Raw genomic sequence first — 14,778 nt, forward strand, 5'->3', positions numbered from 1 at the left:
TCTTAAACGTCGAGGAAGCGAACGTCGCGCGCGTTGCGGATGATGAAGTCGCGCCGCGCCTCGACGTCCTCGCCCATGAGCACGCTGAACAGGTCGTCGGCCTGGGCCGCGTCGTCGAGCGTGACCAGGCGCAGCAGTCGCGTCGCCGGGTTCATGGTGGTCTCCCAGAGCTGGCCGGCGTTCATCTCGCCGAGGCCCTTGAACCGCTGGACGTTGTCCCGCGGGCGCGGGTCTGCCTTGCCCTGCGCGATGCCGTCGTTGATGACCGCGTCGCGCTCGGCGTCGGAGTAGGCGTAGGAGGCGTCCTCGCCCTTCCGGTCCCACTTGATCTTGTAGAGCGGCGGGCACGACAGGTAGACGTGCCCGGCCTCGATCAGCGGCCGCATGAACCTGAACAGCAGCGTCAGCAGCAGGGTGTTGATGTGCTGGCCGTCGACGTCGGCGTCGGCCATCAGGATCACCTTGTGGTAACGCAGCTTGGCGATGTCGAACTCGTCGTGCACGCCGGTGCCCAGGGCGGTGATGAGCGCCTGGACCTCGTTGTTCTTCAGGACCTTGTCGATCCGCGCCTTCTCGACGTTGAGGATCTTGCCGCGGATGGGCAGGATCGCCTGGAAGCGCGAGTCGCGGCCGCCCTTGGCCGAGCCGCCGGCCGAGTCGCCCTCGACGATGAACAGCTCGCACTTCTCCGGGTCGTTCCACTGGCAGTCGGCCAGCTTGCCGGGAAGGCCGCTGCCGGACTCCAGGAGCGACTTGCGCCGGGTCAGGTCGCGGGCCTGGCGGGCCGCCAGGCGGGCGCGGCTGGCCTGCAGCGACTTGTTGATGATGTCCTTGGCCTCGCCGGGGTTGCGCTCGAACCAGTCGCGCAGGTGGTCGTTGCAGGCCTTCTGCACGAACGACTTGGCCTCGGTGTTGCCCAGCTTGGTCTTGGTCTGGCCCTCGAACTGCGGGTCGGACAGCTTGACCGAGATGATCGCGGTCAGGCCCTCGCGGACGTCCTCGCCGGAGAGGTTGTCGTCCTTGCCCTCCTTGAGGAACTTCTGCTCGCGCGCGTAGCGGTTGACGATGGTCGTCAGCGCCGCGCGGAAGCCCTCCTCGTGGGTGCCGCCCTCAGCCGTGTTGATCATGTTGGCGAACGTGTAGACCGACTCCGAGTAGGAGTTGTTCCACTGCATGGCGATGTCGACCGCGATGCCGTCGCCCTCCTCCTCGAAGGAGACGATCGACGCGTGCGCCGCCTCCTTCTTGGCGTTGAGGTGCTTGACGAAGTCGGCCAGGCCGCCCTCGTAGTGGTATTCGACCGTGTGGGGCTCGCCGTTGACGTGGTCGGGCCGCTCGTCGGTGAACGTGATCGTCAGGCCCTTGTTGAGGAAGGCCGTCTCCTGGAACCGGCGCGAGAGCGTCTCGTAGTTCCAGGTGGTGGTCTCGAAGACGTCGGGATCGGGCCAGAACGTGATCGTCGTGCCGGTCTCGTCGGTCTCCTCGCCCTGGGCCAGCGGCGCGGTGGGCTTGGAGTGCTCGTAGCGCTGCCGCCAGTAGTGGCCGTTCTGCTTGACCTCGACGTCCATGGCGGTGGACAGCGCGTTGACGACGGCCGAGCCGACGCCGTGCAGGCCGCCGGAGACCGCGTAGGACTGGCTGTCGAACTTGCCGCCCGCGTGGAGCGTGGTCAGCACGACCTCGACGGCCGAGCGCTTCTCCACAGGGTGGATGCCCGTGGGGATGCCGCGGCCGTTGTCGACGACGCGCACGCCGCCGTCGGCCAGCAGCGAGATGTCGATCCTGGTGGCGAAACCGGCCAGCGCCTCGTCCACCGCGTTGTCCACGATCTCGTAGACGAGGTGGTGCAGGCCGCGCTCACCGGTGGAGCCGATATACATACCCGGGCGTTTGCGAACCGCCTCAAGTCCTTCGAGTACGGTGATTGAGCTAGCGTCGTAGGACAACTGCGAAATCCTCCTGCCGCGGACACGCGGCGGGGGAGGCCGTCAACTTCATGCTGCCCCTACCGTGCCCGTCACCGTCGTGAGTGCCCCGATGCGCGGTCACCCGGGGGAGTCGGCTTACTGCCGGGGTGACACGCAAGCGGACGTGTCCGGAATCCTTTTTCATTCTACCGCTTCCCGGAGCCCGTGGTGGCAATACACGCGCCTGTGATGCGCCCTAGCTCGATTTGCCCCCCACTCAAGCATCCCCCCTTCGGAAAGGGGGCTTATCGCGTCTGCGGCTGTCTGATCGCCCCCGGCGCCTAACCATAGGTGTCGCCGGGCCCTCTACTTCCGGTCACCCGCAAACCCCCTGTGGGCCGGGGCGCGTTCTGCGGCCCCCTGACCTTGACCTTTGTCACGGAACCGTCACCCAGCTCCTCGTTGAGCCTGCGGATGAGGGTGCGCGCGAGCAGCCTGACCTGCGTCGCCCAGGCCGTGGAATCGGCCGCGATGAGCACCTCGCCCTCGTCGAAGGACTCCGGCCGGGTGTGGGCGGCCAGGTCGGGGCCGACGATCTCCTTCCACCGGCCGAACACCGCGCCGACGGCCGCCGAGCGCTCCCAGCCGCGGTCGGCCAGCAGGTCGGCGATGGCCCGGCCGAAGAGCTGGGGATCGCCGGCCTCCCTGCGCGGGCCGGCCTTGCGCCTGGGCTCGCGGCGCGGGAGCTGGCCGCGCTTGGCCGCGTCGGCCTTCGCCTGCGCGAGCTTCTCCCTCGCCATGGCGGCCCCCCTGGCCGCCGCGTTGTGCTGCTCATCGGACACGGGTCACGCTCCCCTCAGCGACGTCGAAACGGGCCCCCGCCAGCTCCTTCGGCACGTCGTCGGGCACGGCGGCGGTGATCAGCACCTGTTCGGCCGGCGCGACGATCTCGGCCAGCCTGCGCCGGCGCTGGCTGTCGAGCTCGGCGAACACGTCGTCGAGGATCAGCACCGGGTCGCCGCCGTCGGCCCGCAGCAGGTCGTAGGCGGCCAGCCGCAGCGCCAGCGCGAACGACCACGACTCGCCGTGGCTGGCGTAGCCGCGGGCGGGCAGGTCGCCGAGGCCCAGGATCAGGTCGTCGCGGTGTGGGCCGACCAGGGTGACGCCCCGTTCCAGCTCAGCCTGGCGGACCTCCGTGAGCCGGTCGCGGAGCTGCTGTTCAAGGGTTTTCCCCAAGTCTGTGGATAACGTCTGCGCATCGGGAGATCCCCGCTCACCGGCGACTTCGTCCTCCGCGCCGTCCCCACCTGTGGACAACGTGCTGCGGTAGGCCAGCGTCGCGGGGGCGCTCGTGGGGGCCAGCGCGGCGTAGGCCCCGGCCACCAGCGGGCGCAGCGCCTCGATGAGCTCCAGCCGCGCCCGCAACAGCTCCGCGCCGTGCCTGGCGAGGTGGGCGTCCCACACCTCCAGCGTGCTCAGGACGTCGCCGGCGCCCGCGGCGGCGAACGCGGTGTCACTCTCGGCCCGCCGGCCGCTCCTGCTGCCTCTGCGGGCCTGCGCGGCCGTGCGCAGCAGGGCGCCGCGCTGCTTCAGCACCCGGTCGTAGTCGGCCCGGACCCCGGCGAACCTCGGGGCCCTGGCCACGAGCAGGTCGTCGAGGAAACGGCGGCGCTCCGACGGGTCGCCCTTGGACAGCGCCAGGTCCTCCGGCGCGAACAGCACCGTGCGCAGCAGCCCGATGACGTCGCGCGGCCTGGACACGGGGGAGCGGTTGAGCCGCGCCCGATTGGCCTTGCCCGGGTTGATCTCCAGCTCCACCAGCGCCCGCCGGTCGTCCCTGTGGACGGCGCAGCGCACGATGGCCCGCGCGGCCCCCTGCCGCACCAGCGGCGCGTCGTTGGCCACGCGGTGGCTGGAGTGCGTCGCGACATAGCCGAGGGCCTCGACCAGGTTGGTCTTGCCCTGGCCGTTGGGCCCGACGAGAGCCGTGACGCCCGGTTCCAGACCGAGCTCCACGGACGCGTAGGACCTGAAGTCGGTCAGCGAGAGGTGGGCGACATGCACCCCACGAAGGTTAGTCCGCCGCGGGGGCCGCCCGTGTCACCGGCTTGCCGTCCTGTGGAAAACCTCGGGCTTCCACGGCCGGCCTGTGGACCACCGGCCGGCCCGACCGGCCGGACCCCGGCTGGGCTGCTCAGCCGGGTTACTCGGCTTCGCGCGGCGGGGCCACGTCGGCGCCGGGCGAGTCGGCGCCCTTGCCGGTGCTGCCCTCGGTCGAGGTGATCGCGTGGCCGCCGAACTGGTTGCGCAGCGCGGCGACGACCTTCATCGCGGGGGAGTCGTCCTGGCGCGAGGCGAACCGCGCGTACAGGGCGGCGGTGATCACCGGCAGCGGCACGGCGTGGTCGACGGCCGCCTGGACCGTCCAGCGGCCCTCGCCGGAGTCCTGGGCGTAACCGCGGAGCTGGTCGAGGTGCTCGTCGTCGTCGAGCGCCCGCACCATCAGGTCGAGCAGCCAGGAGCGGATGACGGTGCCGGTGCGCCAGCTGCTGAAGGAGCCCCTGACGTCCTTGACGACGTCGGACGCCTCCAGAAGCTCCCAGCCCTCCGCGAACGCCTGCATCATGCCGTACTCGATGCCGTTGTGGACCATCTTCGCGAAGTGGCCGGCGCCGACGTCACCGGCGTGGACGAAGCCGTCCTCGCCCTCGGGCTTGAGCGTCTCGAAGATCGGCATGAGCCGGTCGACGTCGGCCTGCTCGCCGCCGCACATGAGGGCGTAGCCGTTCTGGAGCCCCCACACGCCGCCGCTCACGCCGCAGTCGACGAAGCCGATGCCCTTCTCGCGCAGCTCGGCGGCGTGCTTCTGGTCGTCCACATAGTGTGAATTGCCGCCGTCGACGACGATGTCGCCCTCGTCGAGCAGCTCGCCGAGCTCGTCGATCGTCTGCTGGGTGGGCTTGCCCGCGGGAACCATGACCCAGACCGCGCGCGGCGCGGACAGCCGTTCGACCAGCTCCTTCAGGCTGCCCACGTCGCTGATGCCGGGGTCGCGGTCGTAACCGACCACCTCCTGGCCGCCGCGGCGCAGCCGCTCGGCCATGTTGCCGCCCATCTTGCCCAGTCCCACCATGCCGATCTGCATGACGCTCCTCTACCCCCTTGTCAGGCTTCCATCATCCCCGATGACGGGATCAGCCCGACAGGCGGATGGGCATGATCAGGTAACGGTAGTCCGTACCTGCGCCTTCGTCCACAGGCTTGCCCCCTGTGAGGATGGCCGGTTTGGTCGAGGTCGTCATCTGCAGGCGCGCCACGTCGGAGTCGATCGCGCCGAGCCCCTCCAGCAGGAACTGGTGGTTGAAGGCGATGTTCATCTCCTCGCCCTCGTAATCCACAGGCAGTGCCTCGACGGCCTGCGCCTCGTCGCCGCTGCCGGCCTCCAGCACGACCTCGCCGCTCTTGAACGCCAGGCGTACGGGGGTGTTGCGCTCGGCGACCAGGGCCACGCGCTTGACCGCCTCGACGAACGGGCCTGTGGACAGGTCGGCGCGCGCGGAGAACTCCGTGGGCAGCAGCGAGCGGTACTTGGGGAACTCGGGGTCGAGCAGCCGCGTCGTGGTGCGCCGGCCCGCGCTGGAGAAGCCGATCATGCCCTCGCCGGTGCCGCCGGCCGAGCTGAGCGCGATCTCCACCTCGGCGCCGGTGGTGCCGAGGGCCTTGGCGGTGTCGGCGAGCGTCTTGCCGGGGATCATCGCGATCGCGGCGAAGTCGGGCTGGCCCGGCTGCCACTTGAGCTCGCGCACGGCGAGCCGGTAGCGGTCGGTGGCGGCGAGGGTGACGGTGTCGCCCTCGATCTCCATGCGCACGCCCGTGAGCATCGGCAGCGTGTCGTCCCGGCCCGCCGCGACGGCGACCTGGCTGACGGCGGAGGCGAACACGTCGCTGCCCACCCGCCCGGCGGCCGGCGGCATGGCCGGGAGCGACGGGTAGTCCTCCACAGGCATGGTCAGCAGGGTGAACCGGGCGCTGCCGCACGTGACGACGGCCTTGGCGCCTTCCACCACGAAGTCCACAGGCTGTGCGGGAAGCGCGCGCGTGATCTCGGCGAGCAGCTTGCCCGAGACCAGGACGACGCCCGCCTCACCGGTGTGGAGTTCGAGCGTGACCTCGGCGGAGACCTCGTAGTCGAACCCCGACAGCTTGAGCTGCTGGCCCTCCGTCACCTCCAGGCGCATGCCGGCGAGCACGGGCACCGACGGGCGCGCCGGGAGACTGCGTGCCGTCCATGCCACCGCCTCAGCGAGGACGTCTCGCTCGATTCGGAACATCACGGTGATCAGCCTCCTGGGTTCGTCGTTGATTCAAGTGTTCACTCTCCCGCACCGCGGTTCGGGGAGAACCCCTCTATGGGTCTTTGATTTTCTTAGTAAGAGAGATAAGAGGTCATCACACTAGGGGCTGTGGGAACTGTGGACAACTGATGTCCTCGCAGCTCAGTGCCCCTGTTTTCATCCACCGAGGGTGTGGGTGACGCCTGGGGGAAACTTCGCCGCCTGGGGATGGAGATTCGTCGCCCACAGGCCGTCCCCAGATCATGGGGTGTTCATCCACCGGTTATCCACGAGGTTTCCACAGGTTGTCCACGGGGTAAGAGGGGGCCTTCTGGAGTCCCAGATCGACTGTTCACAGGCCGTCCACACGTTATCCACGAGTCATCCCCAGGTTCTCCTCAGGATGTCCCCAGATTCGTCCCCAGCCCTTGTGGGTGGATTTTTCCCGGCATTGGCGGTCGTACCGACGCGCCGATTTTGCGTTTCCGCTGGTCCACAGTGTTTTCCACAGGCTGTGCACGAGCATCAAGATCCACGCTTGCTCTGTTTGATACGCATTGTCAGCTCGTTGACCTGGTTGTACATCGACCTGCGCTCGGCGATGAGCGACCGGATCTTGCGCTCGGCGTGCATCACGGTGGTGTGGTCGCGACCGCCGAACTGCTGGCCGATCTTCGGCAGCGACAGCTCGGTCAGCTCGCGCGCCAGGTACATGGCGATCTGCCGGGCGTTGACGAGCGCGCGGCTGCGCGAGGTGCCGCACAGGTCTTCGATGCTGATACCGAAGTAGTTGGCGGTCTCGGTCATGATGGCCGCGATCGTGATCTCGGTGTCGGACTCCGAGGTGATCAGGTCCTTCAGCACGACCTCGGCGAGCTGCAGGTCCACACCCTGCCTGTTGAGGCTGGCGAACGCGGTCACCCTGATCAGGGCGCCCTCCAGCTCGCGGATGTTGGTGGAGATCCGGCTCGCGATGTACTCCAGCACCTCGGGCGGCGCGGCCAGGCCCTCCTGGATGGCCTTCTTCCGCAGGATCGCGATGCGGGTCTCCAGCTCGGGCGGCTGGACGTCGGTGATCAGGCCCCACTCGAACCGGTTGCGCAGCCGGTCCTCCAGCGTGATGAGCTGCTTGGGCGCGCGGTCGCTGGAGATGACGATCTGCTTGTTGGCGTTGTGCAGGGTGTTGAAGGTGTGGAAGAACTCCTCCTGCGTCTGCTCCTTGCCCTCCAGGAACTGGATGTCGTCCACAAGCAGGATGTCGATCGCGCGGTAGCGGCCGCGGAAGCCGTCGGCCTTGTGGTCGCGGATGCTGTTGATGAAGTCGTTGGTGAACTCCTCCGAGCTCACGTATCTCACCCGGGCGCCGTCGTACAGGCTCTGCGCGTAATGCCCGATCGCGTGCAGCAGGTGGGTCTTCCCCAGGCCGGAGTCGCCGTAAATGAAGAGCGGGTTGTACGCCTTCGCGGGGGATTCGGCCACCGCCACGGCCGCGGCGTGCGCGAACCGGTTGCTGGCGCCGATGACGAATGTCTCAAATGTGTACTTCTGGTTGAGTCTGGCCGGCTCGCTGGGCTTGTTGCTCTTCGCTTCCCAGCGATTCGGCGCCGGCTCCGGCGCTTTCTCCACAGGCGGTGTGTACGGCTGCACCTGTTCAAAAGAGAACGAAGGCTGTGGATATTCGGTGGACGCCGGAGGCTGCTCGGGCTGTGGAGAATAGAACTGCGGGGGCTCGGATGCCTGGTAGTGCTGGGGTTGCACCGGCTGTGTGTAACGCGGCTGGCTATCCACACTCTGGGGATAAGGCACATTCACAGGCTGTTGATGGGCGTCCGGCAAAGGCTGTTCCGGAGCCGTGGTGTCGATCATCACGGCCAGCCGCATCGTCATCCCCAGTTCCTGGGACAGCGCGTGGGCCACCAGCGGGCGCAACTTGCCCTCGATGAGGTCCTTGAGGAAGTCGTTGGGGACGCCGAGCACGATCGTGTCGTCCGCGAGAGCGATCGGACGGACCATCGACAGCCAGGTGCGCTGCTGGATGGGCACGTTCTCGTTGAGGAAGTTGCCCAGGGCCCTCGCCCATACCGTGCCGAGGTCGACACCACTCATGGTGCGGCTCCCCTCCTTCCTCTCGCGGCCCCCCGCGATCGTTTATCCACATGACCGTGGTCGCCCCGAGCGGTCGGCGACCCCTTCGTCCACAGCGTGGCGGCAGGGCTTCGTACCCAGGTCCTCCACAGGAGATCCACAGGCTGTGCACGGTGTTTCCGGTGGTCCAGAAGGGCCGACAGTATCCATGTGCACAGCTGTGTTCAAGACGTTGTCCACAGCGTAGTGGCACCTGGATGCACAAACTGTGGACGTGGGCCCGGCGGTGGAAAAGTCGCCTGTGGATCAGTGGATAACCCGTTCAGTTTGACCTGGGACGCCGTTGGCCCGTAACGTACGACGGTCGGCTTGCCACGCGACGGCTATTTCGCGTGCCCTCGCTCCCACGGCAGGCCAGTCATGTGTGTATAAGCGCCCCTGGGCGCACCTTCAAGCCTGGAGCCCACCCGTGAGCAAGCGTACTTTCCAGCCGAACAACCGTCGTCGCGCGAAGACCCACGGCTTCCGGCTGCGGATGCGCACCCGGGCCGGTCGCGCCATCCTCGCCGCCCGTCGCCGTAAGGGCCGCGAGAAGCTGTCGGCCTGATCGACCCGCGCCCGAAGTCCGGCCCGTCGGTGTACCTCGCCGACGGGCGTTAGGCGTATACGGTGCTGTCCCGTCAATCCCGCATGCGACGCGGGGACGAGTTCGAAGCGGCGGTCCGACGCGGCAAACGCGCCGGACGCCCCACTTTGGTGGTGCATCTCAACCTTTCTGGGGAAGAGACACCTCTGGTTGGTTTCGTGGTGAGCAAGGCCGTTGGTGGCGCGGTGACCCGGAACAAGGTCAAACGACGGCTCCGACACCTGATGCGCGACCGTCTCGACCGGCTGCCGCGAGGTAGCCTGCTGGTGGTACGCGCCAATCCACCGGCCGCGTCCGCGTGCGTCGAGCAACTGGCCGCCGATCTCGACGCCGCGCTGGATCGTTTGCTCAGGCGGCGCGAGTCCTCGACGGGTGGACACAGATGACGGAGCAGCCGCAAGGGATGCCGGGCCTCGCCGCCCGGGCGCTGATCATCCCCATTCGGTTCTACCGGGCGTTCATCAGCCCGATGCTCGGTCCACGCTGCCGGTTCTACCCGTCGTGCAGCGCGTATGGGCTCGAGGCGATTGCCGTACATGGGGCATTGCGCGGCACATGGCTGACTGTCCGGCGCATCGGGCGGTGCCACCCATTCCATCCCGGAGGTATAGACCCGGTGCCCCCACGCCCGGTCCGGTCCCACGAAACGCAAGGGAGCTAGCTCGGTGGAGCTGTCCTGGCTCAATTGGCTGTACACGGCCGTCGCCCAAGTCATCACCTGGATCCACCAGGTCTACAGCACTTTCCTCGACCCCAACAGCGGGTTGACCTGGGCGCTGACCATCGTCACGCTGACCGTCTGCATGCGGATCCTCATCTTCCCGCTGTTCCTCAAGCAGATGCGGTCGTCGCGGAAGATGCAGGAGCTGGCACCGAAGGTCCAGGAGCTCCGCAAGCGCTACAAGAACGACAAGCAGCGCATGAACCAGGAGGTCATGGCGCTGTACCAGGGCGCGGGCGCCAACCCCCTCGGTGGCTGCCTCCCCGTCGTGGCGCAGTTCCCGATCTTCATCTCGATGTTCACCGTGCTGCGGGCCATCGCCGCCGACCAGGCCAAGTTCGGCATGTCGCAGGAGCTGGTCGACAGCGCCAAGCACGCGCTGATCATCAACGCTCCCCTGCCCGCCACGTTCTTCGAGGCCCCTGACATCGCCCAGAAGGTCGTCATCGGCTTCTTCGTGGCGATCAGCTCGCTCACCACGTTCCTCACCGTCCGGCAGAGCGTGACCCGCTCGATGGCGCAGATGCCGGACAACCCCATGGCGCAGCAGCAGAAGATCCTGATGTACATCTCGCCGCTGTTCGCCTTCTTCAGCCTCAACTTCCCGCTGGGCCTGATCCTCTACTGGGTCACCACCAACCTGTGGACGCTGGGCCAGCAGCACTGGTTCTACAGCCGGCACCCGATGCCGCAGTTCGACGCCAAGGGCAACGCCATCCCCGTGACGCCCAAGCCCGGCCTGGTGGCAAAGATGCGCAAGACCACTCCGGAAGAGGAGGCCCCTCCCGCCCCGCCGGAGCCTAAGATCATTAGGCAGCAGCCCAGCCGCCAGTCCCGCAGCAAGCGCACCGGCAGCAAGAAGTCTTGAACACGAAGGAGAGGCCGGCCATGACCGAGGCCGAGCAGGAGAAGGCTCCTGATCTCAACGCGCTTGAGCAGGAAGGCGAGATCGCTGCCGACTACGTCGAGGGCCTTCTCGACATCGCCGACATCGACGGCGACATCGACATGGACGTCGAGGGCGACCGCGCCATGGTCTCCGTCGTGGGGCTCAAGGGCAACGAGCTGGTCGGGCCCGCCGGCGAGGTCCTGGAGGCGCTGCAGGAGCTGACCCGGCTGGCCGTCCACCGGCAGACCGGGGAGCGGTCGCGGCTCATGCTCGACGTCGCCGGCTACCGCGAGCGGCGCCGGGCCGAGCTGAGCAAGCTCGGCACCGAGGTCGCCAACCAGGTCAAGGACAAGGGTGAGCCGAAGGCGCTGCACCCGATGACGCCGTTCGAGCGGAAGATCGTCCACGACGCGGTGGCGGCCGCCGGGCTGCGCAGCGAGTCCGAGGGTGAGGAGCCGCAGCGGTACGTGGTGGTCCTTCCCGCCTGAAACGTGCATGGTGAGTCGGTTCGGCCGTCTGTCGGCGCTTGGGTGCGCTGATGGGCGGCCGTTTCCGTATCTATAGCTGTACGTACGGGGTGCGGGGCCTATGTGGGCCGCTGGCAGGTTTACGGGCTGGCCTCCGTGCTTGTGCGGATCGATCCCTGTTTCTTGTTGTTGGGGAGTTGTCCAGCGTCTTTGTGCGCTGGCGTTGGAGTTCGGCGCTGTTAGCGGGGGAGCGCGCGGTTTTGTGCGCTGGCCTTGTTGTTCGTCCCGAAAAGTGCCTTTGAGTGTTTATTTCGGGTGATATGCGCTCTATGTCGTCTGTAGGGGATTTGGTGTCGAGGGTGGATCGGGAGGGGCGCGCGGCGGCGTGCTCGACCGTCACCCACATGCCAGCCCGCTAGTCTTCCAGTGTGATCTCACATCTAGCCTTGGGTGGACACCGCCCCTAGAACGTCGAGACACCCACCGTCGAACGCCCACCGGCATCACCGCCGAGCAGGCAACCTGAGTACGAACACCACCTGAGACTGAGAAAGGGCCAGCATCCAGTGAGCGAAGAGCTTCCGGCGCCGCCGGACATAGCGCGGGACGTCTTCGCCGGGGAGGCATGGGACCGTGCGAACGCGTTCGCCGCGCTGCTGGCGGGCCCGGGCGTCGTCCGGGGCTTGCTGGGGCCGCGTGAGGTGCCGCGTATCTGGGATCGCCACCTGCTCAACTGCGCCGTGGTCGCCGAGGCCGTGCCGCCGGAGGTGCGGCTGGTGGACATCGGCTCGGGGGCGGGGCTGCCGGGGCTGGTGCTGGCCATCGTCCGCCAGGACATCGAGGTCACGCTGCTGGAGCCGTTGCTTCGCCGTACGGTGTTCCTGGAGGAGTGCGTCGAGGCGCTCAAGCTGGACAACGTCGAGGTGCTGCGTGGGCGGGCCGAGGATCTGGCGGGGGAGCGGGAGTTCGACGTCGCCAGTGCTCGGGCGGTCGCGCCACTCGACCGGCTGCTGAAATGGGCCATGCCTCTTCTGCGTGAGGGCGGCGAGCTGATAGCCATGAAGGGGGAGCGAGCCGCCGGCGAGCTCGCCGAGGCGGAGTCCCAATTGCGGGCCTGCGGGGCCCGAACGGCCGAGCTTGTGACCGTCGGGCACGGTAAGGTCGAGCCGCCTGCAACATTGGTTCGGGTGGTAGCGGGTCGCGCGCCGGAGCGAGCCAGGCGGCGACGAAGGAGGTGACGGTTGTGCCAGTCGCGTCTTGCGGTCTTGGCTGGCCGGACAGCCGTCTGTCCGAGAGCCCAACCGGGGTTGGATGGCCCGAAATGGGCGTGTCGCAACAGCAAATTCCCGGCACCGGCACACCACTGGTTGAAAGGATGGCCAACGTGACCCAGACCCCCCTGAACCCCGGTGATTCGCCGTTGGTACGAGAGGCGCTCAGTTCAGTGGTTTCACGTGAAACACCTGCCACCACCCAACCGGCCGCCCCTCAGCCAGCCACCGAGCAGCCCGCCGCCGCCCAGAGGGGTGGCACCAGCGGCGACGGCGACAACTCCTGGCCTCGGCCGGCGAAGTGCAGAGTGATCGCGGTGGCCAATCAGAAGGGCGGCGTCGGCAAGACCACCACCTCGGTGAACATTGCCGCGGCCCTGTCGATGCACGGCCAGCGCGTCCTCGTGGTGGACCTCGACCCGCAGGGCAACGCCTCGACGGCGCTGGCCACCGAGCATCGTGGTGACGTACCGGATGTGTACCAGGTGCTCGTCGACGATCTGCCCATGGTGGAGATCGTCAAGCAGGTCCCCGAGATGCCGAACCTCTACTGCGCGCCCGCCACGATCGACCTGGCCGGCGCGGAGATCGAGCTCGTCTCGCTGGTGGCGCGGGAGGCCCGGCTTCGGCGGGCACTGGCGGCGTACGAGGCGGAGTTCGACTACATCGTCATCGACTGTCCGCCGTCCCTCGGCCTGCTGACGGTCAACGCCTTGGTCGCGGCGGAGGAGGTCATGATCCCGATCCAGTGCGAGTACTACGCGCTGGAGGGGCTGGGTCAGCTCCTCAGAAACGTCGACCTCATCAAGGCGCACCTCAACCCGGCTCTGCGGCTCTCCACGATCGTCCTGACGATGTACGACGGGCGTACCCGGCTGGCTTCGCAGGTCGCCGACGAGGTGCGGTCGCACTTCGGGGAGACGGTGCTGAAGACAGTCATTCCGCGCAGCGTCCGCCTGTCGGAGGCGCCCAGCTATGGGCAGTCGGTCATGACGTACGATCCGGGGTCGAGCGGCGCGATGGCCTACATGGACGCGGCCCGGGAGATCGCCCACCGCGCCACCGTGGCCTGACGGCTGGTCTCTCGCGGGTCTCTCAGGCACGGCCTGAGGGGGTGGGTTGTCATGCCCGTGCTCCGGTGTGCCTGCGCGGGGTCGGCGGGGTGGACGTCGGCGCTCGACGCCGGCGGTGAGCGGTCTCGTTCGGCGCGAGTCGTGAGTTGGGCAGATTTGTAACCGTGTCGGCGTAAATCCCACGGGACTGTGTGTGGCGTGGGGGCACCCCGCTGGGCCCGCAACGGTAACCTCTCCTGGAGTGACCGGAATCGACCGGCTGGATGAGGAGACGCAGTGAGTCAGCAGCGGCGGGGATTGGGCAAGGGACTCGGGGCGCTCATCCCGACCGGACCCATCGTTGACGGCCCGGGTACGGCGCCCGCTCCCTCGAACGGCTCCACGGTCGAGGCAGGCCCGAAGCCGATCGCTGGAGCGTACTTCAAAGAGGTCGCGCTGACCGCGATCGTGCCCAACCCTCGTCAGCCGCGTGAGGTGTTCGACGACGAGCGCCTCCAGGAGCTCGCCGACTCCATCCGCGAGGTCGGCCTTCTGCAGCCGATCGTGGTGCGCTCCGTGGGTGGCGGCCAGTACGAGCTGATCATGGGGGAGCGGCGCTGGCGGGCGTGCCAGCAGGTCGGTCTTGACCCGGTCCCGGCGATCGTCCGGAACACCCAGGACACCGATCTCCTCCGGGACGCGCTCATCGAGAACCTCCAGCGCGAGCAGCTGAACGCTCTGGAAGAGGCGGCGGCCTACCAGCAGTTGCTGGACGACTTCCAAGCGACCCATGAGCAGCTGGCCAGCAAGGTGGGGCGCTCTCGATCCCACATCACCAACACGCTCCGGCTGCTCAACCTCCCGCCGGAGGTTCAGCTCCGCGTGGCCGCCGGCACCATCAGCGCCGGGCACGCTCGCGCACTGCTCGGCCTGAGCAGTTCGGAGGAGCAGGTTGAGTTGGCCAAGCGCATCGTGGCGGAGCTGCTGTCCGTGAGGGCGGTGGAGGAGATCGTCGCCATGGGCAGCGCGAAGGCCGCTCAGAAGGCGCCGCGTGAGCGGCAGGCGCCCAAGCCTACGGCTCCTGGGCTGACCCATCTGGCGGACCGGCTCTCCGACCACTTCGAGACGAAGGTCAAGGTCGACTTGGGGCGGCGTAAGGGGCGGATCGTGGTGGAGTTCGCGACGATCGACGACCTTGAGCGCATCATCGGGACGATGGCGCCTGAGGCGGCACGGGCGATGCGGGAGCGCGAGGACTGACCTTGCCTGTTTCACGTGAAACCACTCGCTCTTTCACGTGAAACCCCTTCCTTCGTTCTTCGCTTTCTCTTCTCTTCAGTTCTCCTCTCTCCTCTCTTCTCGCACCTGTTCGCCTGTGTCGGTCCTTCTTCGTGTTGTGGGTGTGT

General features: G+C 67.7%; 14 protein-coding genes. 8 read left to right on the forward strand and 6 right to left on the reverse strand.

Going from position 1 to position 14,778, the window contains the following annotated elements; all coding sequences use genetic code 11:
• Positions 1–2: 2 nt before the first annotated feature.
• The 6 genes from gyrB to dnaA all read right to left on the reverse strand — a co-directional run bounded on the left by gyrB (position 3) and on the right by dnaA (position 8,347).
• Positions 3–1,946, reverse strand: coding sequence for a DNA topoisomerase (ATP-hydrolyzing) subunit B (gene gyrB, locus ACIBK9_RS04460; RefSeq protein ID WP_387671800.1), 1,944 nt, complete (start codon positions 1,944–1,946; stop codon positions 3–5).
• Between the two features lie 302 nt (positions 1,947–2,248).
• Positions 2,249–2,749 (reverse strand): DciA family protein, encoded by a 501-nt coding sequence (locus ACIBK9_RS04465; protein ID WP_352324557.1) that lies wholly within the window; start codon positions 2,747–2,749, stop codon positions 2,249–2,251.
• Positions 2,739–3,971 carry a DNA replication/repair protein RecF gene (gene recF, locus ACIBK9_RS04470; RefSeq protein WP_358291201.1) on the reverse strand — a complete coding sequence of 411 codons (1,233 nt, stop codon included), beginning with the start codon at positions 3,969–3,971 and terminating at the stop codon, positions 2,739–2,741. Before recF ends, ACIBK9_RS04465 begins: the two co-directional genes overlap by 11 nt.
• Before the next feature lie 139 nt (positions 3,972–4,110).
• Positions 4,111–5,052 carry a phosphogluconate dehydrogenase (NAD(+)-dependent, decarboxylating) gene (gnd, locus tag ACIBK9_RS04475; protein WP_397155112.1) on the reverse strand — a complete coding sequence of 314 codons (942 nt, stop codon included), beginning with the start codon at positions 5,050–5,052 and terminating at the stop codon, positions 4,111–4,113.
• A 49-nt stretch (positions 5,053–5,101) separates the two neighbouring features.
• The gene (dnaN, locus tag ACIBK9_RS04480; protein WP_387659418.1) at positions 5,102–6,241 is read right to left on the reverse strand and encodes a DNA polymerase III subunit beta; all 1,140 of its coding nucleotides are present in this window, start codon (positions 6,239–6,241) and stop codon (positions 5,102–5,104) included.
• Positions 6,242–6,766: 525 nt separating this feature from the next.
• The gene (dnaA, locus tag ACIBK9_RS04485; RefSeq protein ID WP_357974053.1) at positions 6,767–8,347 is read right to left on the reverse strand and encodes a chromosomal replication initiator protein DnaA; all 1,581 of its coding nucleotides are present in this window, start codon (positions 8,345–8,347) and stop codon (positions 6,767–6,769) included.
• 448 nt (positions 8,348–8,795) lie between these two features.
• On the opposite strand from dnaA, the gene rpmH reads away from it, so the two are divergent.
• From rpmH to ACIBK9_RS04525, 8 genes are all read left to right on the forward strand, one after another.
• Positions 8,796–8,933: a 50S ribosomal protein L34 gene (gene rpmH / locus ACIBK9_RS04490; RefSeq protein ID WP_043614899.1), complete on the forward strand. Its 138-nt coding sequence runs from the start codon at positions 8,796–8,798 to the stop codon at positions 8,931–8,933.
• A gap of 83 nt (positions 8,934–9,016) precedes the next feature.
• Complete coding sequence (gene rnpA, locus ACIBK9_RS04495) at positions 9,017–9,358, forward strand: ribonuclease P protein component (RefSeq protein ID WP_387671795.1); 342 nt, start codon at positions 9,017–9,019, stop codon at positions 9,356–9,358.
• Positions 9,359–9,375: 17 nt separating this feature from the next.
• Positions 9,376–9,633: a membrane protein insertion efficiency factor YidD gene (gene yidD, locus ACIBK9_RS04500; protein WP_352322972.1), complete on the forward strand. Its 258-nt coding sequence runs from the start codon at positions 9,376–9,378 to the stop codon at positions 9,631–9,633.
• Positions 9,634–9,637: 4 nt separating this feature from the next.
• The gene (gene yidC, locus ACIBK9_RS04505) at positions 9,638–10,561 is read left to right on the forward strand and encodes a membrane protein insertase YidC (protein WP_352362300.1); all 924 of its coding nucleotides are present in this window, start codon (positions 9,638–9,640) and stop codon (positions 10,559–10,561) included.
• 20 nt (positions 10,562–10,581) lie between these two features.
• Positions 10,582–11,070, forward strand: a complete 489-nt coding sequence (locus ACIBK9_RS04510) for a R3H domain-containing nucleic acid-binding protein (protein ID WP_352362298.1) — start codon at positions 10,582–10,584, stop codon at positions 11,068–11,070.
• Between the two features lie 545 nt (positions 11,071–11,615).
• Positions 11,616–12,287, forward strand: coding sequence for a 16S rRNA (guanine(527)-N(7))-methyltransferase RsmG (gene rsmG / locus ACIBK9_RS04515; protein ID WP_352322967.1), 672 nt, complete (start codon positions 11,616–11,618; stop codon positions 12,285–12,287).
• Between the two features lie 137 nt (positions 12,288–12,424).
• Complete coding sequence (locus tag ACIBK9_RS04520; RefSeq protein WP_387671793.1) at positions 12,425–13,393, forward strand: ParA family protein; 969 nt, start codon at positions 12,425–12,427, stop codon at positions 13,391–13,393.
• Between the two features lie 276 nt (positions 13,394–13,669).
• Entirely contained in the window at positions 13,670–14,632 is a 963-nt protein-coding gene (locus ACIBK9_RS04525) for a ParB/RepB/Spo0J family partition protein (protein ID WP_397155117.1), read from the forward strand.
• The last annotated feature ends 146 nt before the right edge of the window (positions 14,633–14,778 follow it).

It is taken from the genome of Nonomuraea sp. NPDC050227, assembly GCF_044459705.1.
In the GTDB taxonomy this organism is placed as follows: domain Bacteria; phylum Actinomycetota; class Actinomycetes; order Streptosporangiales; family Streptosporangiaceae; genus Nonomuraea.

Coding starts and splice junctions, on each gene's coding strand:
- gnd (WP_397155112.1), bottom strand. CDS start 5,052: ATGCAGATCGGCATGGTGGGACTGGGCAAGATGGGCGGCAACATGGCC.
- ACIBK9_RS04520 (WP_387671793.1), top strand. CDS start 12,425: ATGGCCAACGTGACCCAGACCCCCCTGAACCCCGGTGATTCGCCGTTG.
- yidD (WP_352322972.1), top strand. CDS start 9,376: ATGCCGGGCCTCGCCGCCCGGGCGCTGATCATCCCCATTCGGTTCTAC.
- ACIBK9_RS04510 (WP_352362298.1), top strand. CDS start 10,582: ATGACCGAGGCCGAGCAGGAGAAGGCTCCTGATCTCAACGCGCTTGAG.
- rnpA (WP_387671795.1), top strand. CDS start 9,017: ATGCGACGCGGGGACGAGTTCGAAGCGGCGGTCCGACGCGGCAAACGC.
- dnaA (WP_357974053.1), bottom strand. CDS start 8,347: ATGAGTGGTGTCGACCTCGGCACGGTATGGGCGAGGGCCCTGGGCAAC.